This window comes from Sphingomonas sp. (assembly GCF_017304615.1).
In the GTDB taxonomy this organism is placed as follows: Bacteria; Pseudomonadota; Alphaproteobacteria; order Sphingomonadales; family Sphingomonadaceae; genus Sphingomonas.
Genome location: NZ_JAFKLZ010000001.1, coordinates 241,974 through 268,830, shown reverse-complemented (window position 1 = coordinate 268,830; position 26,857 = coordinate 241,974). Strand labels below are relative to the sequence as shown.

The window sequence follows — 26,857 nt, the reverse complement described above, 5'->3', positions numbered from 1 at the left end:
GCGTCACGCAGGAGAGAGAGCCGCATGCGGCAGCTTGAGCATTTCCCCAATCTGGTCGCGATGTTCTTCGCCCGCGCGGCGGAGGGCGGCGACAAGCCGTTCCTGTGGCACAAGGAGGGCGATGCGTGGGTGTCGCTCAGCTGGGCCCACGCCGCGCAGCAGGTCGCCAGCCTCGCCGCCGGCCTGAAAGCGATCGGGCTGCAACCCGGCGACCGCGTGATGCTGGTCAGCGAGAATCGCCCGGAATGGTGCATCAGCGACCTCGCCATCATGGCCGCGGGCTGCGTGACGGTACCGACTTACATCACCAATACCGAGCGCGACCACACGCACATCCTGGAAAATTCGGGCGCGCGCGCGGTGATCGTTTCGACCGCGAAGCTCGCCCGCCCGCTCCTCCCCGCTGCGATTCGCGCAACCGAGGCGAAGGTGGTGATCGGCATCGACGATTTACGGATGATGCAGGCCGGAACGCTCGAATATTTTCAGTGGTCCAAACTGATCGAAGACCATCCCACCGATCCCGCGAGCATCGTGTCGGACGCCAAGCGCGAAGATCTGGCGTGTATCATCTATACGTCGGGCACCGGCGGCGCGCCGCGCGGGGTGCAGCAGCATCACGGTGCCATCCTGCACAATGTCGCCGGTTGCTGCGCGGTGATCTCCGAGGATTTCGGCTGGGAGGAGGAAGTGTTCCTCTCGTTCCTCCCGCTTTCCCACGCGTACGAACATACCGGCGGCCAGCATTTCCCGATCGGGCTCGGCGCGCAGATCTATTATGCGGAGGGGCTGGAGAAGCTCGCGAGCAATATCGAGGAAGTCCGCCCGACGATCATGGTCGTCGTGCCGCGCCTGTTCGAGGTGCTGCGCACGCGCATCGTCAAGGCGATCGAAAAGCAGGGCAAGGTCTCAAACTACCTGCTCGACCGCGCCGTCTCGATCGGCGGAAAGCGCGCCGCGGGCGGCGTGCCGCTGTACGACCAGCCGATGAACTTGATCGTCAAGCGTCTGCTGATGCCCAAGATCGCGAAGCGCTTCGGCGGACGGATCAAGGCGATGGTGTCGGGCGGTGCGCCGCTCAACCCGGAAATCGGCATCTTCTTCCAGTCGCTCGGACTGACCTTCCTGCAAGGCTACGGCCAGACCGAAGCCGCACCGGTCATTTCCTGTAATCGCCCGAGCGCGGGCCTCAAGATGGACACGGTCGGGCCGCCCCTCCCCAACACCGAAGTGGTGATCGCGGAGGACGGCGAGATTCTGGTCCGCGGCGAACTCGTCATGCACGGATACTGGCGCAACCCGGAGGAGACCGCCCGCGTCCTGAAGGACGGCTGGCTCCACACCGGCGACATCGGCGAGATCGACGAGCGCGGACGGATCAAGATCACCGACCGCAAGAAAGACCTCATCATCAACGACAAGGGCGACAACGTCTCGCCGCAAAAGGTCGAGGGCATGCTGACGCTGCAGCCCGAAATCGGCCAAGCGATGATCGTCGGCGACCGGCGCCCCTATATGGTCGCGTGCCTCGTCCCCGATCAGGAATGGACGCAGGAATGGTGCGCGAAGACCGGCGCCATCTGCGACTCGAAGGCGCTGCTCGACGATCTCGATTATCGCGCCGCGCTGATGGCGGCGGTCGAACGGGTCAACAAGGACCTGTCGGTGATCGAACGCGTCCGCCGCTTCATCCTCGCCGACGAGCCGTTCACGATCGAGAACCAGCAAATGACGCCGAGCCTGAAGATCCGGCGTCACGTGCTGAAGGAAGTGTACGGCGCACGATTGGACGCGCTGTACAAGGGATAGAACTGGTCGCGCCCAATAGAGGAATTGCTCCGATGTCGGCGACGGCTAGCGACCCAATGGCGGACGTCGCGTCAAGTCAGAGGAAAGGTCACTTTGCTGACGGTTGGTGCATCATCGCTTAGCTTCGTCAACACAGCGTGATGATACACCAGAGTGATTTTGAAGCGATCAGTGTGCAATGAAGCAGCGTGCATCGGGCGTCCCAGCTTGAGCGACCATTCAGCAGCGCCCGCGCTACCACTGATGACGGCAAAACCGGGATAGGCGTTCGACCAATTCGTGCCGAACACGTAGCCCGGTGGCTCTCCCGCTGCTTCCCAACATTCATGGTCGATGAAGTCGTCAGACCATGCTTCGTTCCAGAGCGGAGCAGAAAGGGCGGTAGAATATTCCATCGCTACAACGTGCGTGAACGTTAAGCGGTAGGTTCCTGGATTTGCGCCGATGCAGTCCTCGATCACAAACTCATAATCGCGCCCGTGATCTGCGAAGCCGTGGCTCATCACGCCGACATCGATCTTCGGCAATCCGGCTTCGATGAGGATAGAAAGCGGATTCATGGAAAAACTCATACGCGGCGATGCGCTCGTCGCCAACGGCAGCTCACCACCCAAACACAGACACCGCCAGAAAGTCTCGCCCGGCCAGCTCTACTGCCCCGCCGCCACCGTCAGCCCGGCCTTCGCCGCGACCGACTTGGGCAACACCTCCATCGTCCAGTCCTTGTCGGGGCGCAGATACTTCGCCGCCACCGCCTGCAACTCGGTCGCGGTGATGCCGTTATAGTCGACGATGATCGACCGCGCGGCGTCGATCAGGCGCGGATCGTAGGTCGCGCCGCCCAGCAGGTTGAGCCAGAAGCCGTTGCCGGTCGACGAGCGCAGCACGTACTGGATCATCGGTTCCTTCACGCGCCGCAGTTCGTCCTCGCTGATCGGGTTCTTGGCGAGGTCGGCGGCGATTTCGCGCGACAGGCGGAAGAACAATTCCGTCTTGTCGGGGGGCACCTGCCCGATCGCCATCACGCGCCCGCCGCCGCTGAGGCCGGTCGGCCAGCTCGACTGCACGCTGGGGCTATAGCTCGCCCCGGATTCGGTGCGAAGGCGGTCGAACAGCCGGTCGCTGAACACTTGCGCCAGAACTTCCAGCTTGCGGCTCTCCGCAATGCCATCGACCCCGCCGCCGGTCGGCCAGGCGATCAGCGCGACCGCCTGATTCTCCTGGCCCGAATGCGTGCGGACGACGGGCGTGGCGTTATGGTCGGGGAAACGGATGGCCGGCGCGGCGCCCTTGGCGGCCGATCGCGGCTTGAGCGCGCCGAGCGTCTTGGCGACCGCGGCGATCGCCTCGTCCGCCTTGACGTCGCCAAACACCTGCACCTCGATCGGGCCGCTCGCCAGCACCGGCTGCCAGAACGACTTGAAGCTCGCCGGCGTCAGCGCGTCGACCACCGGTTTGGGCGGCATGCCCCAGCGCGGATCGCGGTCGTGCAGGAAATATTCGAGGTCGCGGCTCAGCACGCCGTCGGGCGACGAATCAAGCCCGGCATAATTGTTCGTCAGCAAAGCCTTGGCGCGGGCGATCGGCGCCGGATCCCAGCCGGGATTGGCGAGCTTGTCGGCGAGCAGGCGGAGCTGGTCCTGGTAATCGGGCGGCGACGTCACCGCGCCCAGCACGAACGCGTCGTCGTCGATCCCGAAATCCATCCCGAGCCGGCGGCCGGTGGTCAATTGATCGATCTGTTCCTGGCCCAGCTTGCCGATGCCGCTGGCGACGAGCGCAAGGTCGCCCGCCCAGACGGGGGTCCGCTTGTTCGATGGCAAGGCGTTATACCCGCCGCCCCAGCGCACCCGGACATAGACGCGGTTGGTCTCGCCCGAATTGGGGTAAAGCATCAGCCGCACGCCGTTGGAAAAGACGACCTTTTCCATTTCGAGTTCGGGGAACATCTCGCGGCTGACGACGGTACCCGGCGTACCGAGCGGCGGCAGTTTCGAGAAATCGACCGCCGTATAGGCGGTGCGCTTGGTGACCAGCTTCGACACGTCGGCGGTCAGCGCGGCGGCGAGCTTGGCGCTCGCCCCGGTGTCGGTGGTCGGCGTCGAGACGAACGCACGCGTGGCGTCGCCCTGGAAGATGCGCTTGGTCGATGCGAGGATCGCTTCGGGGGTGAACATCCCCTTCTTCTTCGCGTCGGTCAGGATCGCATAGGACACGTCGGGCGCGGCGACCGTTTCGCGAATGTCGAGCGCGGAGACCATATTGTCCGCCTGCGCCGACCCGGCCTCTACTCGCGAGGTATCGACGCCGTTCTTCATCGCCGAATCATATTCGGAATATTCGCGGTCGAGTTCGGCCTGGCTGGGCGGGTTGGTCGTGGCGTCGGCGATCACCGCGCGCACATCCTTCAACGCCTGTTCCCAATTGTTGCCGACCGGCTGGATCGTCACCATCGTCGCGTTCGCCGATCGCGCAACGTCATCCAGATTGACCCCGGCGGCGATGAAGCTGCCGCCGCTCCGCGCGCGCGATTCCAGGCGGCGGTTGATGATCTGCACCGCGAGCAGATCGACCAGCCGCTTCTGGTTGAAGAGCACCAGGTCCTGGTTGAACTTCCACGGGCGCAGCACGGCCATCGACACCACGCTCGGGATACCGGGCTCGACCAGCGATCCGGTCACTGGCTGTTCGGTCGCGGGCGTGCCGAAATCGGGATCGGCGGGGTTCGGCCCCTTTCCCTTCCAGCTCGAGAAATTCTTGTCGACCAGCTTTTCGAAAGTCTCCGGGTCGATGTCGCCGGAGATGATCACCACCGCACGTTCCGGGCGATACCATTTGTCGTGGAACGCGCGGAGCGTCGCCGCCGTCGCCGCGTTGAGCGTCTTGGTCGTGCCGATCGGCGAGCGCACCGCGAACGGCTGGCCGGCGAAGATCGTCGCGCGCATCGCGTCGCCATAGCGGACCTGCGGCCCCGGCGCTTCGCGCTGTTCGGCGAGCACGACGGGGCGCTCCGAATTGACGACCTTGTCGTCGAAACTCGGTGCTTCCATCATTCCCGACAGGATCTTCAGGCTTTCGTCGACCGTGTCCGGCGTCGCCGATGGCAAATCGAGCTTGAACACCGTCTGCGTGAACGTCGTCGACGCATTGGTGTCGCTGCCGAAGGTCGCGCCGAGCCGCTGCCACGTGCGCTTGGCTTCGTTATCGACGACATAGGCGCTGCCACGGAACACGAGATGCTCCATGAAGTGCGCGAAGCCCTGTTCGCTGTCATTCTCATAGAGAGACCCGGCGTCGATGCGGACACGGATCGAGACTTGTCCGGGCGGTACGCCGTTCTTGCGCACTGCGTAACGCAATCCGTTGGGCAGCGTCCCGAAATGCCAGTTGAGGTCGGGCGTGATGTCGCTGCCCTTGAACAGCCAGGGCGAGCGATCGACTTCGGGCCGGATTCCGGACGCAGCGGTCGCGACCGGCGTCGGCGCTGCGGCGGGTTTCTTTTTCGCCACGGTCTGCGCGATCGCGGGAAGCGACAGGCTCAGGGTGACGGCGACGAGAAGCGACAGGCGGCGCGCGCGGGGCAGGATCGGCATAGGCGCCCTCTCTAGGAGCCGGACCCTGAACGGGCAATGGCTGGAACTGTGTGGCGGAAAGATCACGATCCCCGCGCGAATTCGCCATGTTTTGGTCAAACGCCGTTTCTATCCCCATGTGGTGGGGCGCGCGGGGCAGCGCGGATATTCAGGCGACGTGTTTGGGAGGACACGGCAGACGAAGAGGCTGTTCGTGAGCATTTACGAGAAGATAGCGCCGGTAATGGCGGCTGACCCCGATATCTCCAATCTTCCCCTCGGCCGCGCGGCCCATGCGAGGATAATGCCGGCGGCGGGGCAACGGGCCAAGACCAAGCGCCCCATCCTCATCCGTTATGGAAAGCATTTGCGCGGTTTCTTCGACCGGTTGATCGCGTCGTCGTCGCTGGTGCCGAACGACCCGGTGCTCGACGTCCGCGACTTCCCCTGGACCCAAGTGCTCCGCGAAAACTGGCAAGCGATCCGCGACGAGGCGATCGGCGCGGCGCTGGAGCGGGAATCGCCTTCGCTCGCCAGTATCTCACCCGACCATCGCGCGATCGCCCCGGTCGGCAAATGGCGCAGCTTCTTCCTGTGGGGCTATGGCTATCGCGTGGAGGAAAACCTCGAACGCTGCCCGGTCACCGCCGCAGCCGTCGCGCACATTCCCAACCTGAACAGCGCGTTCTTCTCGATCCTCGCACCGGGCACGCACATTCCCGCGCATCGCGGCGTGACAAAGGGACTGATCACGTGCCACCTCGGGCTGATCGTGCCCAGGGACGGCGACGTCCGCATGCGCGTCGATGACCGCATCGTACGCTGGGCGGAGGGCGAGACGTTGGTGTTCGACGACACTTATGACCACGAAGTCTGGAACGACGCGGAACATACCCGCGTCGTCCTGCTGATCCAGGTCCGCCGTCCCTTGCGTAATCCGGGCAAGTGGATTTCGGACACGTTCCTCAACGTGATCCGTCGCTCCGCCTTCGTCCAGGAAGCACGCGATAACGTGATGGCGTGGAACGCCGCGGTGAAGCAGCTGGATGTTTGAGCGCTGACAGCCGGATCATTATTGGCTCTCGTGCTCCGGCGAAGGCCGGAGCGTTGGCGGTAAAAAACTACGATTGCCAAGGCTCCGGCCTTCGCCGGAGCACAAACGTTTCAAATGGCCGGTTTGCGTCAAGCCCTGATCGAGAACAGGATCGCGTTGCTGATCGCATAGACCGCACCGTCGGCGCCGATCAGTGTCGGCGTGTACGCCTGACCCAGCCCGGCGGTGATGCGGATACTCTGCGACAACGTGTTGTTGGTCAGGTCCCAGCGATAGACGATGCCGTCCTCGTTGTTCGCCAGGATCGATTTGCGCGCAGGGTCGGCGGCCATGGTGTTGATGCACCATTCGCGCCGCCCGATGCCGGAGGTTCCATCAGGCGTCGGACCCAGAATCGTGAAGACCTCCTTCATCACCGACACGCTCGGGATGATCGGATCGGCCTGGCTTGCCCTGGGATCGAGGATCGCAAGCCGGTTCAGCCCGTCGCCCGTCCCCGCGCCGGCGTAATTGTTGTATTTGACCGCGAGCAGATAGGTCGACGAACCGGCATAGGACGGCACCATCGACGCCGGGATGACGCTGGGCGACACGTCCCATCCAAAGCTGCCCGGCACACCGATCGGGTTGAGCGACGCATCGAACTGCAACAGCCAGCCGCGCCCGTTATGCGTGCCGAAGGTCGGCTCGAGCACGCCGTAGAATACACGCCCGTCAGTCCCCACCACCGGTGCCGCCGTGCCGTCGTCGCTGATCCGCGCCGATGTACCCGTGCTCGGGTCGTTCAATGCGACCTTCGCCTTGGTCGCCAGCGTCGTGCTGTCGAGCGCGAGCAGGTAGCCGCGCTGGGTGACGCCGGTGATCACTTCGGTATTGACCGCGATATAGACCGTCGTGCCGTCGTTCGAGATCGCGGGCGCGCAGTTCATTGCGGGCTTCCTGATCCCCGCATCCCCCGCCGCCGTCGACGCGCCGACCCAGCTGCCGACGCCGCTCGCCGAAACGCGCGCGATGCCGCTGACCAGCCCGCTAGGACTCGTCCCGCTCGCGACCTGGAACCCGAAGAAGATGTTGCCGTTCGCATCGGCCGTCAGCGGCGTGCAGATGAAGACGTTGTTGTCGAACCCGCTCGGATTTGCGGCATAGGCGGCGTCGCCGTAGAAGGCGATCGTCTGGATCGTACCGGTCGCCGCGTCCGCGTCGCCGCGCACGGCCAGCTTGCCGCCGACATCGGGCATGTAGAGCTTGCCGTCCGCCGTCAGCAGCACGTTGTAGGGCGGCAGCCAATTGTGCGGCGGCGGGGTGTAGCTATTCGTCGCCGACCAGATCAGCGCGCCCGTCGCGCCGTTGCGCCCTTCGACTCGATACCCCCCGTTCGCGCCCGTCTTGACCGGGATCACGACAGTATTGCGCGTCGTCACGACCGGCGATCCATAGTGCGTCAGCAGCGCGCCGTAGGTCGTATATTGCGGAGCGAGATCGACCGGCGTCTGCCACGCGATCCGCCCGAGGTCCTGCGACGTGTTCGCGCTGACCGCGGTGTGCTGGGCGTCGTGGCCGTAGCTGAACCACGCGGCGCCGATCACCGGGCCGGGCGTTGGCGTGGGGGTCGATGGTGAGGGTGTCGGCGTCGAGGGCGTCGGTGTCGGCGTGCCGCCACCACCGCTGCCTCCGCCGCCTCCACCGCCGCAAGCGGCCAGCAGGGCAGACGATGACAGCATCAACACAGCACGTCGGCGCGACACGAAATTGGCAATGCGCGGAGTTTCGGGGGCCTGACGATCACTCATAGCGTTACGCCTTTATTGGGCGGGCCGTATCACTCCTCGTCCACCCTTGGGTCGCGATCGTAGACTCAATCCTTCACAACGGGAAACCATTCATTTCCGGTCGGCGGCTTGATACGCCGCGACTTCCGGCCCACATCACGCGCATGCTGATCGAGACCGAGACCACGCCCAACCCGGCGACGCTGAAGTTCCTGCCCGGCCGCACGGTTATGGACGGCGGCACGCGCGATTTCGCGACGCCCGAAGAGGCCGAAGCAAGTCCGCTGGCGGAAGCGATCTTCAACCTGGGCGACGTAACCGGCGTGTTCTTCGGCCGCGATTTCGTGTCGGTCACGGCAGCGCCTGGCGTCGAATGGCCGGGCCTCAAGCCCGACGTGCTCGCGATCCTGCTCGACCATTTCAGCGCCAACATGCCGCTGTTCAAGCCGGCCAGCGCTGCGGGGATTAGCGTTCCCGCCGACGACGAGGGCCTGGCCGACGATCCCGCCGACGCCGACATCGTCGCGCAGATCCGCGAGTTGATCGACACGCGCGTCCGCCCCGCGGTCGCCAATGACGGCGGCGACATCGTCTATCGCGGGTTCGACAAGGGCAAGGTGTTCCTGCGCATGCAGGGCGCGTGTTCGGGCTGCCCGTCGTCGACCGCCACGCTGAAGAACGGCATCGAGCAACTGCTCAAATATTACGTCCCCGAAGTCACCGAGGTCCGCGCGGTCTGACCGCCAGTCCACACAGTTCAGTTTTCAAATCGAAAGGGAAAGTCATGGGCGCCAAGCTCACCGACGACGCACTCGACACGCTGTTTCGCGCCGCACGCAGCTACAACGGCTATGTCGACGAACCCGTCACCGAAGCCGACATCCACGAAATCTACGAACTGGTGAAGATGGGGCCGACCTCCGCCAACCAGCAGCCCGCGCGGTTCGTCTGGCTGCTGAGCCAGGACGCGAAGGACAAGCTCGCCGGGTTCGCCAGCGCCAACAATTCGGCGAAGATCAAGGCAGCGCCGGCGGCGGTCATCATCGCCTATGACAAGGAATTCCACGAGCATCTCCCGGAATTCTTCCCGCACGTCGATGCCCGTCCCTGGTTCGCGGAGCCGGTCATGCGCGAGCGGCACGCTTTCCTCAACGCGACTCTCCAGGCCGCCTATTTCATCATCGCGGCGCGATCGGTCGGGTTCGACACCGGTCCGATGACCGGGTTCGACAACGCCGCGGTCGATGCCGGCTTCTTCGCCGACCAGCCGCACTACCGCTCGTTCATGATCTCGACCTTCGGCCATGGCGACCCGTCGAGCATCTTCGGCCGCTTGCCGCGCCCGGAGTTCGCGAAGTTCAACACGATCGTTTGACTGTCGACCGTCATCCCCGCGAAAGCGGGGACCTACCTCCGGGGGTTGCCCAAACCGATCGCGTAGTTCTTTAAGTGAGCGCGCGAGATGGGTTCCCGCTTTCGCGGGAATGACGAGGATGGATTGCGAACTCTAGTCATCGAAACCGCCACCGCCGCTTGCTCGGTCGCGCTGATCGAGGGGGGGCGCGTGGTCGCCGCGCGGCATGAGGTCGTCGGGCGTGGCCATGCCGAGCGGTTGATCCCGATGATCGCCGAACTCCCTGATGGCGGCCGCGCCGGCGCGGTGCTGGTCGATGTCGGGCCGGGCAGCTTCACCGGCATCCGCGTCGGGATCGCCGCTGCGCGGGGGCTGGGGCTGGGCTGGGGCGTGCCGGTCCAAGGCTATTCCTCGCTGCCGTTGATCGCCGCCGCTGCCTTCGCCGCCGACCCGTCGCGCGATCGGCTTGCCGTCGTGCTGGAGGGTGGGCATGGTGAGGTGTTCATGCAGCCCTTCACCGCCGACCCCTTCGCCGCGACCGCCAATTTGGTGTCGCTGCCCCCTGCCGGCGCGGTTGCGCGGCTCGACGGTGCACGGCCGGTCGGCAACGGTGTGCGCTTTCTGGGACTAGAGGGCGGCGACATGCTGCCCCACGCGACGCACGCCGTCCTGCTGCCCCCTGCCCTTACCGCGCTCCCGCCACGCCCGATCTATGGCCGCGCGCCCGACGCCAAGCCGATGGCGGCCAAGGACCCCACCGCTTGAGCACCGCCGCGATCGACCTGCGCGAAGGCGACGTCCGCGACCTCGACCGCGTCGAGCGGATCATGGCCGATGCGTTCGACCCGCGCTGGGGCGAGGCGTGGACGCGCAACCAGGTGATCGGCATCCTGGCGGTTCCCGGCGTGTGGCTGACGATCGCCGAACTCGGCGGACGCGCGGTCGGATTCGCGTTGACGCGCGGCGTGCTCGACGAAGCGGAGTTGCTGTTGCTCGCGGTTGCGCCCGAAGCGCGGCGCGCGGGTGTCGGCGCGGCGCTGCTGCGGTCGGTGATCGGCGACAGCGCCTTGCGCAACATCTCTTCGCTCCATCTCGAAGTCCGCGAAGGTAACGACGCGATTAAATTGTATAGAAAATCGGGGTTTACCAAGGTTGGCGAACGGCGCGATTACTATCGCGGTTCCGACGGAAAGAGCTATTCTGCTCTGACCCTTCGTCGCGCGACTCGATAAGATCATCGCGTTATGGACAATTGCCGCTTGCACACCACGAAAACAGGGATCAAAGCCCCGTTCCGGGGGGAACCGTCAAAATCTAAAAACGGGTCGTGAAGGAAATAGAATGGACAATGATACCGACATGCAGGAAACGCTGGTCACGCTGACCGCGGATATCGCTGCGGAGTATCTGGGTAATAATAATGTCGCGGTGTCCGACATCGAGTTGGTCATCCAGAATATCTATCGCGGCTTGTCGAAGCTCAGCCCTGCCGCGCCGGCTCCCGAGCCGAAGCAGGAGCCAGCCGTCTCGATCCGCGCATCGATCAAGCCAGATTATGTGATTTGCCTGGAAGACGGCAAGAAGCTCAAGATGCTCAAGCGCCACTTGATGACGCACTATCAGATGACGCCGGAACAGTACCGCGCCAAGTGGAACCTTCCCGCCGACTATCCGATGGTCGCGCCGAACTATGCCGAACAACGCCGCAGTCTCGCAAAGAAGATCGGTCTCGGCACCAAGCGACGCAAGACCAAGTAACTTATCTTCTCCAGGGTAAGCTATCGAAAGCCCCGCGACGCGCCAGCGCCGCGGGGCTTGTTGCGAATGAATCTACCCTTTCGCAATAAGCGCTACCCGCCTATATCTCGAACATGGCGCGCAAGATCGATCTCGAAGCCCTTTGCAACGAAAAGGGCCTCCGCATCACCGAGCAGCGGCGCGTCATCGCCCGCGTGCTGAGCGAAGCCGAAGATCATCCCGACGTCGAAAAGGTTTACGAACGCGCGTCGGCGATCGACCCGGGCATTTCGATCGCGACGGTGTATCGTACCGTGCGGCTGTTCGAAGAAGCCGGCATCCTCGACCGCCACGATTTCGGCGACGGCCGGGCGCGGTACGAACCGTCGCCCGAATCGCACCACGACCATCTCATCGACATCGAGACCGGCAAGGTGATCGAATTCGTCGATCCCGAACTCGAACAGCTCCAGAAACAGATCGCCGAAAAGCTCGGCTTCCGCCTGGTCGACCACCGGATGGAGCTGTACGGCGTCACGCTGGACCGGAAGCCCTGACCCCGGAACAACGCGCCGCCGCGGCCGCCGGCGATCCGCCGCCGATCGACCCGCTCGGCTGGGTCCGCATCATCCTCCGCGCGCTGGGCCTGATCTTCGCGTTGCTGCTGACGGTGCCGCTACATTATCTGTGGCGGCTGTTCCGGTTGAGTTCGCCATGGCCGAAGATCTTCCTCGGCTGGGCTGCCCGACTGGCGGGCGCGCGCGTCAAACGCGTCGGCGTCCCGCTGAAGCGCGACGTCTTCTACATTTCCAACCACCTCAGCTGGATCGACATCCTGGCCATTGCTGGCCAGAGCGGCACTGCGTTCGTGTCGAAGGAGGAACTGCGCGACGCGCCGGTGGTCGGCTGGCTCGCGACTCTCAACCGCACCGTCTATGTGAAGCGGGAAAACCGCATGGGCGTCGCCGAGCAGATCAACGCGCTGCGCGACGCGCTGGCGGAAAACTGGTCGGTGACGGTGTTTCCCGAGGGCACCACGACCGACGGCCAGTCACTGCTCCCGTTCAAGACGCCGATGCTGCGCGTTCTCGAACCGCCGCCGCCTGGCGTCCTGGTCCAGCCGGTTATGCTCGACTACGGCGCGGTCGCCGAGGAAATCGGTTGGATCGGCGTCGAGACCGGCCTGAATAACGCCAAGCGCCTGTTGTCGCGACGCGGCAGCTTTCCGGTCAAGGTCCACTTCCTCGAACCCTTTCATCCGCGCGATTTCCCCGGCCGCAAGGCGATCGCCGCGGAGAGTCGCCGTCGCATCGAGGAAGCGCTGGTCGCGGTGCTCGGCAAGCCGCTGCGGCCCTTCGCCTACGACGTTGCGCCGGTAGCCTATGCCGCGCCCGATCCCGGCGCTATAGCGCCCGCCCCATGACCGCGAAGACGTCCCCAAAGACCTATCACGTCAAGTCGTTCGGCTGCCAGATGAACGTCTATGACGGCGAGCGCATGGGCGAGTTGATGGCCGCGCAGGGCCTGACCGCGACGGACGACGCCAACGCCGCCGACCTCGTCGTGCTCAACACGTGCCACATCCGCGAAAAGGCGACCGAAAAGGTCTATTCGGACATTGGCCGGATCCGCAAAGTGCAGCGCGCGGAAGGGCGCGACCCGATGATCGCGGTGGCGGGCTGCGTCGCGCAGGCCGAGGGTGAGGAAATCGCCCACCGCGCGAAGGTCGACATCGTCGTCGGCCCGCAGGCCTATCACAACCTGCCCGATCTCGTGGAGCTAGCGACGCGGGGCCAGCTCGGGATCGACACCGATATGCCCGTCCTGTCGAAGTTCGGCGCACTTCCTGCCCGCCGCAGGGTCGGGCCGACCGCGTTCCTGACGGTGCAGGAGGGGTGCGACAAATTCTGCACTTATTGCGTCGTTCCCTATACGCGCGGCGCCGAGATCAGCCGGCCGTGGGACGCCCTGGTCGACGAGGCGAAGGCGCTGGTCGATGCCGGTGCCAAGGAAATCACCCTGCTGGGCCAGAACGTGAATGCGTGGTCGGACGGGGAGCAAGACCTCGGCGCGCTGATCCGCGAGCTCGACCGCATCCCCGGCCTCGCCCGGATCCGCTACACCACTAGCCATCCCAACGACATGACGCAGGGGCTGATCGACGCGCATCGCGACGTCGAGAAGCTGATGCCGTTCCTTCATCTGCCGGTGCAGTCAGGCAACGACCGCGTGCTCAAGGCGATGAACCGCAGCCACAGCCGCGACAGCTATCTCCGCATCCTCGACCGCGTCCGCGCGGCACGTCCAGACATCGCGCTGTCAGGCGACTTCATCGTCGGCTTCCCCGGCGAAACGGAGGCGGAGTTCGCCGACACGCTGAGCCTGATCGACGCGGTCGGCTACGCGCAGGCGTTCAGCTTCAAATACTCGCCGCGCCCCGGCACCCCTGCCGCCGATATGGACGGCCAAATCGCCGCCGAGGTGATGGACGACCGCCTGCAACGCCTCCAGGCCGCGCTCAATCGCGATCAGGCGGCGTTCAACGCCGCGACCGTCGGCCGCACCTGCGACGTGCTGATCGAACGCCGCGGCAAGCTACCCGGCCAGATGCTCGGCAAGTCGCCCTGGCTACAGTCGGTGCATCTGATGACCGCTGCGCAGATCGGCGAAATTGTCGAGGTGGAAATTGCCCGCGCCGACCCGAATTCTTTGTCCGGAATTGGCACGACCCGCGCCGCGGCTTGACGCAAGTTACCGGAATAAGACGTAAAATGTCTTAACACTGTAATAACCATTCCTCATTGGCTCCCTATCCAACAAGGGAGCTACGTAATGCGTTTCAAGACCCTGGCGGCTGCCGCCAGCCTTTCTTTCGTCGCCATCGCCGCGCCGGCGTTCGCCAACCCCACGACCGACACGATCGAGGTCGTCTCGGGCAGCGGAATGCGCGCCACGACGCTCTACAATGGCCCGATCGGCCAGAGCTTCACGTCGCTCGACACGGCGCTGACCTCGGTCGGCTTCCAGTTCCAGCTGTTCAATACCAGCAACGCCAACACGCCGTTCACGCTCAGCCTGCTGAACGGCTCGGGCCTCGGCGGCACGCAGGTCTACACGACGCAGTTCACGCTGCCGACGACGATCCCGACCAGCGGCCTCAACTGGTTCGACGTCAGCCTGCCCAGCCTCGCGGTGAACATCGGCAGCGTCTACACCTTCGTGCTGTCGAACAGCAGCCTGCGCTACGGCGTCGTGCTCGGGCCGGACATAAACATCTTTACCGGCCAGGTGCTGGGCGGCGACGCCTATACCGGCGGCCAGGCATTCGGCGTTCAATCCTATCCGAACTGCCCCAACACGCCGGCCAGCGCCTGCGATCTCAACTTCCGCGTGACGGGTACGCGTGAGGTTGCCGGCGCGGTTCCCGAGCCTGCCACCTGGGCGATGATGATCGCTGGCTTCGGCATGATGGGCGGAGCGCTGCGCCGTCGTTCGCGCGCCACGAATCTGCTCACCGCCTGAACCATCTCCAAAGGGAGTATCGCAATGCGTTATCTTATGCCCATCGTCGTGGCCGCCGCGCTCGCGCCGGCCGCGGCGTCCGCGCAGACCGCGCTGACCACGACCAGCTACATCCAGAACTTCGACACGCTGGCCTCGTCCGGCTCGACCGGGACCGCGCTGCCGGCGGGCTGGGCGATCAACGAGACCGGCACCAACGCCAATGCGAGCTACGGCATCGGCGACGGCAGTTCGAATTCGGGTAACACCTACAGCTTCGGCACGACCGGCAGCACCGAGCGCGCGCTGGGCAGCCTGGGTAGCGGCTCGCTCGAGGCGACCTATGGCGTGCTGTTCACCAACCAGCTGGGCAGCGCGATCACCGCGTTCGACATCGCCTATATCGGCGAGCAATGGCGTCTTGGTAACTCGACCGACGACGGCCTCACGTTCGAATATTCGACCAACGCGACCAGCCTGACCACCGGCACCTGGGTCCGCGTCAGCGCGCTCGATTTCCTGCCGGTGCTGACGTCGGGCACGCAGGGCGCGCTCAACGGCAACCTGACCGCCAACCAGCGCAGTCTGGCGGCGACGATCGGCGGCCTGTCGATCACATCGGGGGCCAATTTCGGCTTCCGCTGGACCGACCTCAATTCGGGCGGCAACGACCATGGCTTGGCGATCGACAATTTCTCGCTGACCTCCACGACGGGCGTCACCGGTGCGGTGCCCGAACCGGCAACCTGGGGAATGATCATCCTCGGCTTCGGCGCGATGGCGGGGGCGGTTCGCCGTCGCGGCCGCGTGGCGCAGCGGGTCCGCTTCGCTTGACCCTTAAGGAGCACCGCCCGAGTCGCGGGCGGTGCTTCCTCGTTTCCCTCCGCGACTTTCCTGCAACATCGCCCGAACCTTCGCGTTCGGGCGATGTTTTTGTCTGTCATGGACTCGGTCGCTCTGCCACAATGCCGGCAACCCACGCTGAAAGGACCGCATGAGCCGCAAGCCTGTCCCCGCCCAATCCGGTGAACGCAGCCGGGTCGAGCTGACCTTCGACAAGCCGCAACTGCTCGCGCAACTTTTCGGGCAATACGACCAGAACCTCGTCGCGCTCGAACACCGGCTGGGCATCTACATCACCGCGCGCGGCAACAAGATCGGGCTGGAAGGGTCCGCCGAACAGGTCGCGCTGGGCCGCGACGTGCTCAACGATCTCTACAAGCGGCTGCAACGCGGCGAGGAGATCGATACCGGGCTGGTCGACGCGTCGATCGCCATGGCGTCCGAACCAGTACTCGACGGGATCATTTCGACCGAGCGGCACTCCACCCCGCCGATCATGATCCGCACGCGCAAGAAGACAATAGTCCCGCGCACCCCCGCGCAGGCGCACTACATGCGCGAACTGACGACGCACGAAATGATCTTCGCGCTCGGCCCGGCGGGCACGGGCAAGACCTATATCGCGGTCGCACAGGCGGTGTCGCAACTCATCGCCGGCAGCATCCAGCGGCTGATCCTGTCGCGCCCCGCGGTCGAGGCGGGCGAGAAGCTCGGCTTCCTCCCTGGCGACATGAAGGAGAAGGTCGATCCCTACCTCCGCCCCTTGTACGACGCACTCAACGACTGCTTGCCCGCCGAGCAGGTCGAGCGCCGGATCGCGAGCGGGGAAATCGAAATCGCGCCGATCGCCTTCATGCGCGGGCGCACGCTCGCCGACGCTTTCATCATCCTCGACGAGGCGCAGAATACCACGCCCGCGCAGATGAAGATGTTCCTGACCCGCTTCGGCGAGAACAGCCGGATGGTGATCTGCGGCGACCCCAACCAGACCGACTTGCCCGGCGGCGTCGGTGCGTCCGGCCTCGCCGATGCGACGACGCGGCTGGAGGGCGTCGAAGGCATCTCGCTCTGCCGCTTCGGCCCCGGCGACGTCGTCCGCCACCCGATCGTCGGGCGGATCGTCGAGGCGTATGAGGGGAATGCTGGCTAGTGCTGGACGTCGCCCTTTCGGCTGAAGAACCATGGCCCGACCAGGACTGGGACGCGGTCGCGACTCGCGCCGCGCGCGCCGCGATCGGGCTGACGCCGCATGGCGAGCTGTTGACGAGTGATGCGGCGGTCGAGATTTCGGTGCGGCTGACCGCGGACGATGAAGTTCACCAACTCAACAAACAGTACCGTCACAAGGACAAGCCGACCAACGTCCTCAGTTTCCCGATGGTTCAGTCCGATCTGCTCGAAACCGTCACGCTGAACAGCGACGACGGCGAGGTTCTGCTCGGCGACATCGTCCTCGCGCACGGCGTCTGCGCGCGCGAAGCGGCGGCGCGCGGGATTGCGCTCGAAACCCATGCCACGCATTTGATCGTGCACGGCACGCTGCATCTGCTAGGATATGACCATATCGACGACGGCGATGCCGACAAGATGGAGGCGATCGAAGTCGATGCGTTGGCGTCGCTCGGCATCGCCGACCCCTATTTGATCGACGAGGACTGACCACTCACCATGTCCGAGGGCCCCAGTAGCGACGCTGGCGACAGTATCTGGCGAAAGCTGAAATCCACCATCTTCGGCGAAGAAGCGAGCCTGCGCGACCAGCTCGAGGACGTGATCGAGCGTCACGAGGACGACCCCGCCCCCGATGCCGCGGGCGACTTGACCCCGCTCGAACGGCAAATGGTGAAGAACCTGCTTCACTTTGGCGAACGCGACGCGGGCGAGATCGGGGTGCCGCGCGCCGACGTGATCGCGGTCGAGGAAAATATCAGCTTCACCGACCTCGTGAAGCAATTCGCCGAGGCCGGGCACAGCCGCCTGCCCGTCTATCGCGAGAGCCTGGACGAAGTGATCGGCATGATCCACGTCAAGGACGTGTTCGCCATCCTGGCCAGCGACACGCCGCCGCCGGAAACGATTGGCATCCTGGTGCGCGAACCGCTTTACGTGCCGATGTCGATGGGCGCGCTCGATCTGCTCGCGGAGATGCGGTCGAAACGCGTCCACCTCGCGATCGTGCTCGACGAATATTCGGGCACCGAGGGTCTCGTCACGATCGAGGATCTGATCGAGGAAATCACCGGCGACATCGAGGACGAGCATGACGACGCGCCCGAGGCGTTGCTGGTGCCGCTCGACGGCGGCGCGTGGGACGCCGATGCGCGCGTCGAACTCGAGGACGTCGCCGAGACGGTAGATCCACGGCTTGGCGACCATGACGAGGACGTCGACACGCTGGGCGGACTCGCAGCGGTGATCGCGGGTCGCGTGCCGGCCAAGGGCGAATGCCTCGCGACGCCGTCGGGCTGGACGCTCGAAATCCTCCAGTCCGACTCGCGCCGCGTCGAACGCCTGCGCCTCCACCCGCCAAAGCCGGTGCCGGAGGGGGTCGAGGCTTAGCCCCAATCGTCACCCCGGCCTTGAGCCGGGGTCCCGCTACTTCGAGCGGTAGGAAATAGCGGAACCCCGGCTCGAGGCGGGGGTGACGGGAATATTCGGCTAAGTATCAACGCTACGCCGCACTGATCGATTTTCTCGCTCGCCGAGATTGGATTAAGTCATGGCGTAAATCTTTGACCTGTCATCGTCGCTCGTTAGGACAGTTCCAAACCAAGCGAGAGGAACGACGGCAATGGACGCGAAGACCGGATCGATCGACAATGGCGGCTGCCCCGCGCACGGCGGCGTACGTGCGCTGTTGGGCCGCACCAACAGGGATTGGTGGCCGGAAATGCTGGCGACCGAAATCCTCAATCCGAACGGCGCGTCCAACCCGATGGGCCCGGACTTCGACTATGCCGAGGCGTTCAAGGGCCTCGATTACGCAGCGCTCAAGGCCGATCTCACCGCACTGATGACCGACAGCCAGCCCTGGTGGCCGGCGGACTATGGGCATTACGGCCCGTTCTTCATCCGCATGGCATGGCACGCCGCCGGCACCTATCGCACCGCCGACGGCCGCGGCGGCGCGAACAGCGGCCAGCAGCGCTTCGCCCCGCTCGATTCGTGGCCCGACAACGGCAACCTCGACAAGGCGCGCCGTCTGTTGTGGCCGATCAAGCAGAAATACGGCCAGGCGATCAGCTGGGCCGACCTGTTCATCCTGGCCGGCAACGTTGCGATCGAATCGATGGGCGGGCCGGTGTTCGGCTTCGGCGGCGGTCGCGCCGACGTGTTCGAGCCGGAGCGCGACATCTACTGGGGCTCGGAAGACAAGTGGGTCAACCAGGGCGTCCAGACCCGCATCGACCCCGCGCACGGGTTCGAGATGCTCGAAGGCCCGCTCGCCGCGATCCAGATGGGCCTGATCTACGTCAATCCCGAAGGACCCGGCGGCAACCCGCATGACGACGCCGGCATGGCGCGCGACATGAAGGAGACCTTCGCGCGCATGGCGATGAACGCCGAGGAGACCGTCGCGCTCACCGCCGGCGGCCACACCTTCGGCAAGGCGCACGGCAACGGCGACGCCTCGCTGCTCGGGGCCGCGCCCGCGGGCGGCGACCTCGTCGCGCAGGGCTTCGGCTGGGTCAGCAGCCATGAGAGCGGCGGCATCGGCGAACACACCGTCACCAGCGGCATCGAGGGCGCGTGGACCAACACGCCGCGCGAATGGACCGAAAATTATTTCCGCCTGCTGTTCGACTACGAATACGAACTGGTGAAGTCCCCCGCCGGCGCCAACCAGTGGCAGCCGATCGACCAGAAGCCCGAGGACATGGCCCCGGCGGCCTGGGACCCGAACATCAAGGTCCCGACGATGATGACCACCGCCGACATGGCGCTGAAGCGCGACCCCGAATTCCGCGCGATCAGCGAGCGGTTCCGCGCCGATCACGAGGCGTTCAAGGACGCCTTCGCGCGCGCCTGGTTCAAGCTGACCCACCGCGACATGGGGCCCAAGGTCCGTTACCTCGGGCCGGAAGTCCCGGCGGAAGACCTGATCTGGCAGGACCCGATCCCGGCCGGCACGACGCCCTCCGACGCCGACGTCGCGGCGGTGAAGGCGAAGATCGCGGAAAGCGGCCTGACCGTCAGCCAACTGATCAAGACCGCCTGGGCCTCGGCCAGCACCTATCGCAAGTCGGACCATCGCGGCGGCGCCAACGGCGCGCGCGTCGCGCTGGCCCCGCAGAAGGACTGGGAAGTCAACGAGCCGGAAATGCTCGCCAAGGTGATCGACACGCTCAACGGCCTGCGCGGATCGATGAGCCTCGCCGATGCGATCGTGCTCGGCGGCGTGGTCGCACTCGAAAAGGCGGGGGCGACCAACGTGCCCTTCACCGGCGGCCGCGGCGACGCGACGGCGGAACAGACCGACGCCGACAGCTTCGCGGTGATGGAGCCGGAGGCCGACGCCTTCCGCAACTATGTCGGCAAGAAGAAGCTGGCGGTGAAGGTCGAGGAGATGATGATCGACCGCGCCTCGCTGCTTGGCCTGTCGGTGCCCGAGATGACGGTGCTGATCGGCGGCCTGCGCGTGCTCGGCGCCAATCACGGCGAGCGTGGCCAGGGCCACTTCACCAAGCGCTCCGGCCAGTTGACCAACGACTTCTTCGTCAACCTCTACGACATGACGAACGTCTGGAAGGCGGTCGAGGGCAGCGACGACGAATATGTCGCGACCGATCGCAAGGATGGCGGCGAGAAGTGGCGCGCGACCCGGGCCGATCTGATCTTCGGGTCGAATTCGGAACTGCGCGCGGTGGGCGAAGTCTATGCCGAAAAGGGCGGTGAAGCGAAGTTCGTGAAGGACTTCGTCGCCGCCTGGACCAAGGTGATGAACGCCGACCGCTTCGACTTGGCGTGAGGGTCAGCACTCCTCCCCTTAGGGGGAGGAGTTTCCAGATAGCGGCTCACGACCCGATCCTAGCCTCTGTTGCGAGGAAGATGGACAGGCATAACGGACAGGCTTCTACTGGCGATTGCAGAAAAATAGAGAAACTGGCAGCCGTGCACTGATGCACGTCTGGCCGCTCTTTCTCATCGCCATATTGGGAGGATGTGGCTCCGAACAGGGCAGCGAACCTGCCGAGGTGATAAAAGCTACTTCTTTTCCCGCGGATGATCTTACGACCTTATTAAACGGGGTCAGACTCGAGGTACCAAAGACTGGGAACTTCTCATGGAACAGCCAGGACGTGAGTGGCGAAACCTTACTGGCCTATTTGAAGGAAGCTAAAGGACGAGCGCGCATAGTGGTTCAAATCGAACCCGGCACATCTGACGAGCGGGTGCAGTGGGTTCGTCACCAGATTTTAGCATACGGCTACTGCGAGCAATCTCTCTGTGCCGAGGCACCGTGGAAAGCAGTGCGGCCCGTCGTCAACTAGCCCTGAAATCGCATTTCCATTCTCCACCAGCACTAACGCCATTCACTCTCTGTGTTGAGTATAAGTCGCCGTGATCGCGCACCGACTGCGCTCATCTTCCCGTTGCCGACACACCAGCGCGAACCGGCAACCGCCGTTCGCCGCCCCGCGCACTGTCACGCGACGTAACACGATAACATTGCTCCCTCTCCGCGCCCCGACTATCCTGTCGCCATGCGCCAGCGAATCCTGATCGGTCTCGCGCTCGTCCTAGCGTTGCTGGGCGGGCTGTATCTCTATTTCGCCCAGCCGGACCAGGCGCAGCTCAGCGTCGCCGCGGTCAGCGGGCGCACGCCGCGGATCGAGCAGCCGCGCGCGCAGATCGTGCCGACCATCGCTGTCGCCAAGGCGGTCGGCTGGAAAGCCGGCGAAGCGCCGACGCCCGCGGCCGGGCTGACGGTGAAGGCCTTCGCGGCGGGCCTCGACCATCCGCGCTGGATGTATCGCTTGCCCAATGGCGACGTGCTGGTCGCCGAAACCAACTCGCCGCCGCGCGAAGGCGGCGGGATCACCGGGCTGGTGATGACCTATCTGATGGACAAGGGCGGCGCGGGCGTGCCATCGGCCAACCGCATCACCCTGCTTCGCGACGCGAACGGCGACGGCGTGGCGGAAAGCCGGTCGGTGCTGTTGAGCGGGCTCAATTCGCCGTTCGGCATGGCGCTGCTCGACGGCTATCTCTACGTCGCCGACACCGATAAGCTTCTGCGCTTCCCGTTCAAACCGGGCGAGACGAAGATCACCGCCAAGCCCGAAACGATCGTCACCTATCCCGGCGGCGGCAACCACTGGGCGCGGAACATCATCGTCGCGGAGGACGGCAAGAGCCTGTACCTGACCGTCGGATCGTCCAGCAACATCGCCGAAAACGGCATGGCGGCGGAGCGCGGCCGCGCCAACATCCTTCAAGTCTATCCCGACCAGAAGGGCTATCGCATCTATGCCGCGGGCACGCGCAACCCGAACGGCCTCGCGCTGGAGCCGCACACCAACGCGCTGTGGGTGACGGTCAACGAGCGCGACATGCTCGGCTCCGACGGGCCGCCCGATTATATGAGCGCGGTCGAGGCCGGGGATAATTTCGGCTGGCCGTGGTATTATTGGGGGGGCTATCCCGATCGCCGCGTGAAGCCCGAAAATCCGGGGCTGCAGCAATATTCGAAACGGCCCGACTATGCGCTCGGCCCGCACACCGCGTCGCTCGGCCTCGTCTTCGCCGCGGAGTCGCGGCTCGGCGGGCAATATATGAACGGCGCGTTCGTCGGCCAGCATGGATCGTGGAACCGCCAGCCGGTATCGGGCTACAAGGTCATCTACATCCCGTTCGGCGAGAAAGGATTCCCCATCCCCAACGTCAAGCCGGTCGACGTGCTGACCGGTTTCCTCGACCAGGACGGCAATGCGCGCGGGCGGCCGGTCGGGGTCATCTTCGACGCGACGGGATCGCTGCTGGTCGCGGACGATGTCGGCAACGTGATCTGGCGGGTGAGTTCGAAGTAAGTTTGCGCGGCGCCGCAGGGCGATCGACCGACGCCAGATAAACGGCGGGCCGCGACAGCCCCCCCCGACTGCGCGGCCCACCTTTGGGTTACGACACCGAAGGGGTCCGTGCGCTGACCGTCGTCGGACGCACACTTCTTTCCGATCGATTTACGATCTTATACACATCCGTGTCAGTAATGCGTTGACGAAAATAGCCGGCCTGCCCAAAATGGGCACTCAGGGGCGGGAGTAAGACATATGGCCGCCGGCGATCGCGTCACGACAGTTCCAGACCGGATGGCGACACAGTGGCGCGCGGCGATGTTTCCGCTGCTCAACCTGTTCCTGTCGATGCATCGGATGTTGTCCGAGCACGAGGAAAGGGGGCCGTCGGTACTGTTGATCTATCTCACCGTTTGCGTCGGCAACATCCAGAAGCTGATGCGGGAACGCAACGTGCCCGACGGCTTCGTCGCGACGGCGGTGCTCCCGCGCGAATGGGTGGTGCCGATGTCGCGCAGCGCGATCGCGGCGGCGACGGGCCTGCCCCGCGAAACCGTCCGCCGGCATATCGGGCAATTGGTCGATCAGGGCTTGCTGATCGAGGATCCGCGCGGCGGCGTGACGATCGTGCCCGGGGCGATCCAGGATCGCGGGTACGAGCCTTTGCTGGAAAAGCTGCTGACCGAATTCGCGCGGACTAACGAAGCGTTGCTGCGCGCCGGGGTGATCGAGGTCAAGCCGGGCGGCTAGGTCGCAAACAATTGCGCGTCGTCGGCGAATGCCTTGAATTCCAGCGCGTTGCCGCTGGGATCGCGGAAGAACATCGTCGCCTGTTCGCCGGGCTGGCCCACGAAGCGGATATGCGGTTCGATCCCGAACCCGATGCCGGCGGCGGCGACGCGGTCGGCCAGCGCCCGCCAATCCGCCATCGTCAGCACCACCCCGAAATGCGGCACCGGCACGTCATGGCCGTCCACCGCATTCTCGACGGCCACCGGTTTCGCGGCGGCGAGATGCGCGACGATCTGGTGCCCGAACAGGTCGAAATCGATCCAGGTGTCACTGCTCCGTCCCTCGGGACAGCCCAGCGTATCGCCATAGAACGCCCGAGCGGCGGCGAGATCGTGAACCGGAAAGGCGAGGTGGAACGGGCGGAGGGTCATACGGCTTAGGTATTCCATACCCCTTTGTTCGTCACCCCGGACTTGTTCCGGGGTCCAAAGTGCCTCAAGCGCTATCGCTCGTTGAGATTTGGATGCCGGAACAAGTCCGGCACGACGAACTGGGTAAAGTCCGCGCCTTGAACCGCCTTCGATCTCTAGTCCCCCTCATCCTCGGGGCACTGTCAGCATTGGGCTTTTCGCCATGGAACGCCCTGCCCCTCACACTGATCGCATTCGCGGTCTGGCTGCACCTCGTCCACGAAGCGCCCCGCCTGCGCCGCGCGCTCGGCATCGGCTGGCTGTTCGGCGTCGGCCATTTCTGCGTCGCCAATGCGTGGATCCAGCAGCCGTTCGAATATCAGGACGCGATGCCGCACTGGCTCGGCTATGTCGCGGTGCTGGTGCTGTCGCTCTATCTCGCGCTCTATCCGATGCTCGCCGCAGGTCTCGCCTGGCGGTTCGCCAGTCCTGCGGCGAAGGGCGATCCGGCCCCAGCCGGCGACGCCGCCTTCGTCCTGGTCGCGGGCGCGGGGTGGATGGTCAGCGAGTATCTGCGCGGGACACTGTTCACCGGCTATCCGTGGGACCCTCTGTCGCTGGTGCTGGTGCCGCACGACCTGGCGCAGTCGGCGTGGCTGATCGGCACCTATGCCCTGTCGGGACTGGTCGTGATCGCCGCAGGCGCGCTGATGTTGCTTGTGCAACGGCAGTGGAAGTTCGCCGCGATCGGACTGGCGGCCTTCACCGCGATGACCCTCGCCTCGACGGACCGCTGCCGAATCGCCACCTGCGTCCCCCAATCCGAAAGCGCGCGGCTGGTCCGCGTCGTCCAGCCCAACCTCCCCGAGGAAGAACGCCCGACCGACGATTATGCGGAGAACAACTTCCAGGCGCTCGCCAAGCTCTCGCGCCGCAGCAATCCAGCCGCCCCGCCCCGCCTGATCTTCTGGCCAGAAGGCGCGGTGCGTTTCCCGGTCGAGGACGGCTACCCACCCTATGTCTATGCCTATCTCGGCAGCGCGAAGCTCGCGCGGATTCGGATGGCGGCATTGCTCGGCGATCAGGATGCGATCCTGACGGGCACGCAGACGATGCGGTTCGACAAGTCCGAGGAAATGGTCTCCGCGACCAATTCGATCGTGCTGGCGGGGCCGGACGCGCGCGTGCACGGGCGCTACGACAAGGCACACCTCGTCCCGTTCGGCGAGTATCTGCCGATGCGCCCTCTCCTCACCGCGCTCGGCCTGCAGCGCCTCGTCCCCGGCGACGTCGACTTCATCCCCGGTCCCGGCCCGCGCACGATGAACGTGCCAGGCTTCGGCAAGGTCGGGATGCTGATCTGTTACGAGGTGATCTTCTCCGGCGCGACGGTCGATCCCGCCGACCGCCCTGATTTCCTGTTCAACCCGTCGAACGACGCGTGGTTCGGAGACCTCGGCCCGCCGGCGCATCTTGGACAGGCACAGCTTCGCGCGATCGAGGAAGGGTTGCCGGTCGTCCGCTCCACCCCGACCGGCATCTCCGCCATCATCGCCGCCGACGGCCGCATCATCGCCTCGATCCCGATGCACCGGACCGGCGCGATCGAAGCGCCAATCCCGCCGCGCCTCGCTCCCACCCCGTTCAGCCGGATCGGCAACTGGATAGTTGCGCTGATCGCAGCCGCGTTAACGCTGATCGCGATTGCCATTCGCCGCCGCCGCCGCTAGGACGCCGACGACATATAAGGAAAGCTTTATATGGGCATGGCAACGGCCCGGCTTTCCTTGGCATCCCAAGAGGAAAAATACATGCGTTCCAATTACCTGTTTACGTCCGAATCGGTCAGCGAAGGCCACCCGGACAAGGTTTCCGACCAGATTTCCGACGCCATCGTCGACCTGTTCCTGTCGAAGGACCCCGAAGCGCGCATCGCGTGCGAAACGCTGACCACGACGCAACTCGTCGTGCTGGCGGGTGAAATCCGCTGCAAGGGCGTGTACGAGAACGAGACCTGGGCGCCCGGCGCGCTCGAGGAAATCGAAAAGACCGTGCGCGATACCGTCAAGCGGATCGGCTACGAGCAGGACGGCTTCCACTGGCAGACGCTGCGCTTCGAAAACAACCTGCACGGCCAGTCGGCGCACATCGCGCAGGGCGTCGATGCCTCGGGCAACAAGGACGAGGGCGCGGGCGATCAGGGCATCATGTTCGGCTATGCCGCCAACGACACGCCGGACCTGATGCCGGCGACGCTCTATTACAGCCACAAGATCCTCGAGCAGATGGCCGCCGACCGCCACAGCGGCAAGGCCCCGTTCCTCGAGCCCGACACCAAGAGCCAGGTGACGCTCCGCTACGAAGGCAGCGTCCCCGTCGCCTGCACCGCGGTCGTCGTCTCGACCCAGCACGGCAAAGGCTATGACCAGGGCGAAAAGGAAGCCGAGCTTCACGCGTACGTGAAGGACGTGATCGCCCAGGTGATCCCGGCCCACCTGCTGAGCGCCGAGACCGTCTATCACATCAACCCGACCGGCAGCTTCGAGATCGGCGGGCCGGACGGCGACGCTGGCCTCACCGGCCGCAAGATCATCGTCGACACGTACGGTGGTGCTGCCCCCCACGGCGGCGGCGCGTTCAGCGGCAAGGACCCGACCAAGGTCGACCGCTCGGCCGCCTACATCACGCGCTATCTGGCGAAGAACATCGTGGCCGCGGGTCTCGCCCAGCGCTGCACGATCCAGCTTGCTTATGCGATCGGCGTGTCGAAGCCGCTGTCGCTCTATGTCGACACGCACGGCACCGGCACGGTCGGCGACGACAAGCTCGAAGCAGCGATCGGCAAGATCGAAAAGCTCGGCGGCCTGACGCCGCGCGGCATCCGCACGCACCTCGGCCTCAACAAGCCGATCTACGCGAAGACCGCGGCATACGGTCACTTCGGCCGCAAGGCGGAAGGCGACTTCTTCCCGTGGGAGCGCACCGATCTGGTCGCTGATCTGAAGGCGGCGCTGGCCTAAGGACGCGCCGACGCGTTTGAAATAGGAAGGGCCGGGGTTT

The 26,857-nt window shown here is 65.0% G+C and carries 25 protein-coding genes; 21 read left to right on the top strand and 4 right to left on the bottom strand.

What is annotated here, in order from left to right; genetic code table 11:
* Positions 1-24: 24 nt before the first annotated feature.
* The gene (locus J0J06_RS01390; RefSeq protein WP_294039572.1) at positions 25-1,809 is read left to right on the top strand and encodes a long-chain fatty acid--CoA ligase; all 1,785 of its coding nucleotides are present in this window, start codon (positions 25-27) and stop codon (positions 1,807-1,809) included.
* Between the two features lie 71 nt (positions 1,810-1,880).
* Here J0J06_RS01390 and J0J06_RS01385 read toward each other — a convergent pair whose 3' ends face one another.
* Positions 1,881-2,381, bottom strand: coding sequence for a hypothetical protein (locus tag J0J06_RS01385; RefSeq protein WP_294039571.1), 501 nt, complete (start codon positions 2,379-2,381; stop codon positions 1,881-1,883).
* A gap of 78 nt (positions 2,382-2,459) precedes the next feature.
* Entirely contained in the window at positions 2,460-5,402 is a 2,943-nt protein-coding gene (locus tag J0J06_RS01380; RefSeq protein WP_294039570.1) for a pitrilysin family protein, read from the bottom strand.
* A gap of 193 nt (positions 5,403-5,595) precedes the next feature.
* Here J0J06_RS01380 and J0J06_RS01375 point away from each other — a divergent pair, with 193 nt between their 5' ends.
* Positions 5,596-6,435 (top strand): aspartyl/asparaginyl beta-hydroxylase domain-containing protein, encoded by an 840-nt coding sequence (locus J0J06_RS01375; protein WP_294039569.1) that lies wholly within the window; start codon positions 5,596-5,598, stop codon positions 6,433-6,435.
* A 128-nt stretch (positions 6,436-6,563) separates the two neighbouring features.
* Here J0J06_RS01375 and J0J06_RS01370 read toward each other — a convergent pair whose 3' ends face one another.
* Positions 6,564-8,225: a hypothetical protein gene (locus tag J0J06_RS01370; protein ID WP_294039568.1), complete on the bottom strand. Its 1,662-nt coding sequence runs from the start codon at positions 8,223-8,225 to the stop codon at positions 6,564-6,566.
* Positions 8,226-8,368: 143 nt separating this feature from the next.
* Between J0J06_RS01370 and J0J06_RS01365 the strand changes: the two genes are divergently transcribed.
* The 17 genes from J0J06_RS01365 to J0J06_RS01285 all read left to right on the top strand — a co-directional run bounded on the left by J0J06_RS01365 (position 8,369) and on the right by J0J06_RS01285 (position 23,405).
* On the top strand, positions 8,369-8,944 hold the full coding sequence (locus tag J0J06_RS01365; protein ID WP_294039567.1) for a NifU family protein: 576 nt from the start codon (positions 8,369-8,371) through the stop codon (positions 8,942-8,944).
* 44 nt (positions 8,945-8,988) lie between these two features.
* The gene (locus J0J06_RS01360) at positions 8,989-9,579 is read left to right on the top strand and encodes a malonic semialdehyde reductase (RefSeq protein WP_294039566.1); all 591 of its coding nucleotides are present in this window, start codon (positions 8,989-8,991) and stop codon (positions 9,577-9,579) included.
* 87 nt (positions 9,580-9,666) lie between these two features.
* Positions 9,667-10,323, top strand: coding sequence for a tRNA (adenosine(37)-N6)-threonylcarbamoyltransferase complex dimerization subunit type 1 TsaB (gene tsaB / locus J0J06_RS01355; protein ID WP_294039565.1), 657 nt, complete (start codon positions 9,667-9,669; stop codon positions 10,321-10,323).
* Entirely contained in the window at positions 10,320-10,790 is a 471-nt protein-coding gene (rimI, locus tag J0J06_RS01350) for a ribosomal protein S18-alanine N-acetyltransferase (RefSeq protein ID WP_294039564.1), read from the top strand. The genes tsaB and rimI overlap by 4 nt, the downstream gene beginning before the upstream one ends.
* Before the next feature lie 109 nt (positions 10,791-10,899).
* Entirely contained in the window at positions 10,900-11,316 is a 417-nt protein-coding gene (locus J0J06_RS01345) for a MucR family transcriptional regulator (RefSeq protein ID WP_294039563.1), read from the top strand.
* 113 nt (positions 11,317-11,429) lie between these two features.
* Positions 11,430-11,852 (top strand): Fur family transcriptional regulator, encoded by a 423-nt coding sequence (locus tag J0J06_RS01340; protein ID WP_294039562.1) that lies wholly within the window; start codon positions 11,430-11,432, stop codon positions 11,850-11,852.
* A gap of 44 nt (positions 11,853-11,896) precedes the next feature.
* A complete protein-coding gene (locus J0J06_RS01335; protein ID WP_294040796.1) occupies positions 11,897-12,718 on the top strand; it encodes a 1-acyl-sn-glycerol-3-phosphate acyltransferase in 822 nt (273 codons plus the stop codon).
* Positions 12,715-14,040, top strand: a complete 1,326-nt coding sequence (gene miaB, locus J0J06_RS01330) for a tRNA (N6-isopentenyl adenosine(37)-C2)-methylthiotransferase MiaB (protein WP_294039561.1) — start codon at positions 12,715-12,717, stop codon at positions 14,038-14,040. The genes J0J06_RS01335 and miaB overlap by 4 nt, the downstream gene beginning before the upstream one ends.
* An 87-nt stretch (positions 14,041-14,127) precedes the next feature.
* The gene (locus J0J06_RS01325; RefSeq protein ID WP_294039560.1) at positions 14,128-14,817 is read left to right on the top strand and encodes a PEPxxWA-CTERM sorting domain-containing protein; all 690 of its coding nucleotides are present in this window, start codon (positions 14,128-14,130) and stop codon (positions 14,815-14,817) included.
* 24 nt (positions 14,818-14,841) lie between these two features.
* A complete protein-coding gene (locus J0J06_RS01320) occupies positions 14,842-15,630 on the top strand; it encodes a PEPxxWA-CTERM sorting domain-containing protein (protein WP_294039559.1) in 789 nt (262 codons plus the stop codon).
* 160 nt (positions 15,631-15,790) lie between these two features.
* Positions 15,791-16,789 (top strand): PhoH family protein, encoded by a 999-nt coding sequence (locus J0J06_RS01315; RefSeq protein WP_294039558.1) that lies wholly within the window; start codon positions 15,791-15,793, stop codon positions 16,787-16,789.
* Positions 16,789-17,298: an rRNA maturation RNase YbeY gene (gene ybeY, locus J0J06_RS01310; protein WP_294039557.1), complete on the top strand. Its 510-nt coding sequence runs from the start codon at positions 16,789-16,791 to the stop codon at positions 17,296-17,298. Before J0J06_RS01315 ends, ybeY begins: the two co-directional genes overlap by 1 nt.
* A 9-nt stretch (positions 17,299-17,307) precedes the next feature.
* The gene (locus J0J06_RS01305) at positions 17,308-18,198 is read left to right on the top strand and encodes a hemolysin family protein (RefSeq protein ID WP_294039556.1); all 891 of its coding nucleotides are present in this window, start codon (positions 17,308-17,310) and stop codon (positions 18,196-18,198) included.
* 232 nt (positions 18,199-18,430) lie between these two features.
* Positions 18,431-20,608 carry a catalase/peroxidase HPI gene (gene katG / locus J0J06_RS01300; protein WP_294039555.1) on the top strand — a complete coding sequence of 726 codons (2,178 nt, stop codon included), beginning with the start codon at positions 18,431-18,433 and terminating at the stop codon, positions 20,606-20,608.
* A 151-nt stretch (positions 20,609-20,759) separates the two neighbouring features.
* Positions 20,760-21,131, top strand: a complete 372-nt coding sequence (locus J0J06_RS01295; RefSeq protein ID WP_294039554.1) for a hypothetical protein — start codon at positions 20,760-20,762, stop codon at positions 21,129-21,131.
* Between the two features lie 213 nt (positions 21,132-21,344).
* Entirely contained in the window at positions 21,345-22,670 is a 1,326-nt protein-coding gene (locus tag J0J06_RS01290; protein ID WP_294039553.1) for a sorbosone dehydrogenase family protein, read from the top strand.
* A 240-nt stretch (positions 22,671-22,910) separates the two neighbouring features.
* Positions 22,911-23,405 (top strand): helix-turn-helix domain-containing protein, encoded by a 495-nt coding sequence (locus J0J06_RS01285; protein ID WP_294039552.1) that lies wholly within the window; start codon positions 22,911-22,913, stop codon positions 23,403-23,405.
* Here J0J06_RS01285 and J0J06_RS01280 read toward each other — a convergent pair.
* Complete coding sequence (locus J0J06_RS01280) at positions 23,402-23,818, bottom strand: VOC family protein (protein WP_294039551.1); 417 nt, start codon at positions 23,816-23,818, stop codon at positions 23,402-23,404. The genes J0J06_RS01285 and J0J06_RS01280 overlap by 4 nt on opposite strands.
* 137 nt (positions 23,819-23,955) lie before the next feature.
* Between J0J06_RS01280 and lnt the strand changes: the two genes are divergently transcribed.
* A complete protein-coding gene (lnt, locus tag J0J06_RS01275) occupies positions 23,956-25,527 on the top strand; it encodes an apolipoprotein N-acyltransferase (RefSeq protein ID WP_366931187.1) in 1,572 nt (523 codons plus the stop codon).
* 81 nt (positions 25,528-25,608) lie between these two features.
* A complete protein-coding gene (gene metK / locus J0J06_RS01270; RefSeq protein ID WP_294039549.1) occupies positions 25,609-26,817 on the top strand; it encodes a methionine adenosyltransferase in 1,209 nt (402 codons plus the stop codon).
* Positions 26,818-26,857: the final 40 nt, after the last annotated feature.

Coding starts and splice junctions, on each gene's coding strand:
- katG (WP_294039555.1), top strand. CDS start 18,431: ATGGACGCGAAGACCGGATCGATCGACAATGGCGGCTGCCCCGCGCAC.
- J0J06_RS01285 (WP_294039552.1), top strand. CDS start 22,911: ATGGCCGCCGGCGATCGCGTCACGACAGTTCCAGACCGGATGGCGACA.
- J0J06_RS01380 (WP_294039570.1), bottom strand. CDS start 5,402: ATGCCGATCCTGCCCCGCGCGCGCCGCCTGTCGCTTCTCGTCGCCGTC.
- tsaB (WP_294039565.1), top strand. CDS start 9,667: ATGGGTTCCCGCTTTCGCGGGAATGACGAGGATGGATTGCGAACTCTA.
- J0J06_RS01315 (WP_294039558.1), top strand. CDS start 15,791: ATGAGCCGCAAGCCTGTCCCCGCCCAATCCGGTGAACGCAGCCGGGTC.
- miaB (WP_294039561.1), top strand. CDS start 12,715: ATGACCGCGAAGACGTCCCCAAAGACCTATCACGTCAAGTCGTTCGGC.
- J0J06_RS01390 (WP_294039572.1), top strand. CDS start 25: ATGCGGCAGCTTGAGCATTTCCCCAATCTGGTCGCGATGTTCTTCGCC.
- J0J06_RS01290 (WP_294039553.1), top strand. CDS start 21,345: ATGCGCCAGCGAATCCTGATCGGTCTCGCGCTCGTCCTAGCGTTGCTG.
- J0J06_RS01360 (WP_294039566.1), top strand. CDS start 8,989: ATGGGCGCCAAGCTCACCGACGACGCACTCGACACGCTGTTTCGCGCC.
- J0J06_RS01385 (WP_294039571.1), bottom strand. CDS start 2,381: ATGAGTTTTTCCATGAATCCGCTTTCTATCCTCATCGAAGCCGGATTG.
- J0J06_RS01280 (WP_294039551.1), bottom strand. CDS start 23,818: ATGACCCTCCGCCCGTTCCACCTCGCCTTTCCGGTTCACGATCTCGCC.
- J0J06_RS01305 (WP_294039556.1), top strand. CDS start 17,308: ATGTCCGAGGGCCCCAGTAGCGACGCTGGCGACAGTATCTGGCGAAAG.
- J0J06_RS01295 (WP_294039554.1), top strand. CDS start 20,760: ATGCACGTCTGGCCGCTCTTTCTCATCGCCATATTGGGAGGATGTGGC.
- J0J06_RS01365 (WP_294039567.1), top strand. CDS start 8,369: ATGCTGATCGAGACCGAGACCACGCCCAACCCGGCGACGCTGAAGTTC.
- J0J06_RS01345 (WP_294039563.1), top strand. CDS start 10,900: ATGGACAATGATACCGACATGCAGGAAACGCTGGTCACGCTGACCGCG.
- J0J06_RS01325 (WP_294039560.1), top strand. CDS start 14,128: ATGCGTTTCAAGACCCTGGCGGCTGCCGCCAGCCTTTCTTTCGTCGCC.
- J0J06_RS01320 (WP_294039559.1), top strand. CDS start 14,842: ATGCGTTATCTTATGCCCATCGTCGTGGCCGCCGCGCTCGCGCCGGCC.
- metK (WP_294039549.1), top strand. CDS start 25,609: ATGCGTTCCAATTACCTGTTTACGTCCGAATCGGTCAGCGAAGGCCAC.
- J0J06_RS01340 (WP_294039562.1), top strand. CDS start 11,430: ATGGCGCGCAAGATCGATCTCGAAGCCCTTTGCAACGAAAAGGGCCTC.
- J0J06_RS01370 (WP_294039568.1), bottom strand. CDS start 8,225: ATGAGTGATCGTCAGGCCCCCGAAACTCCGCGCATTGCCAATTTCGTG.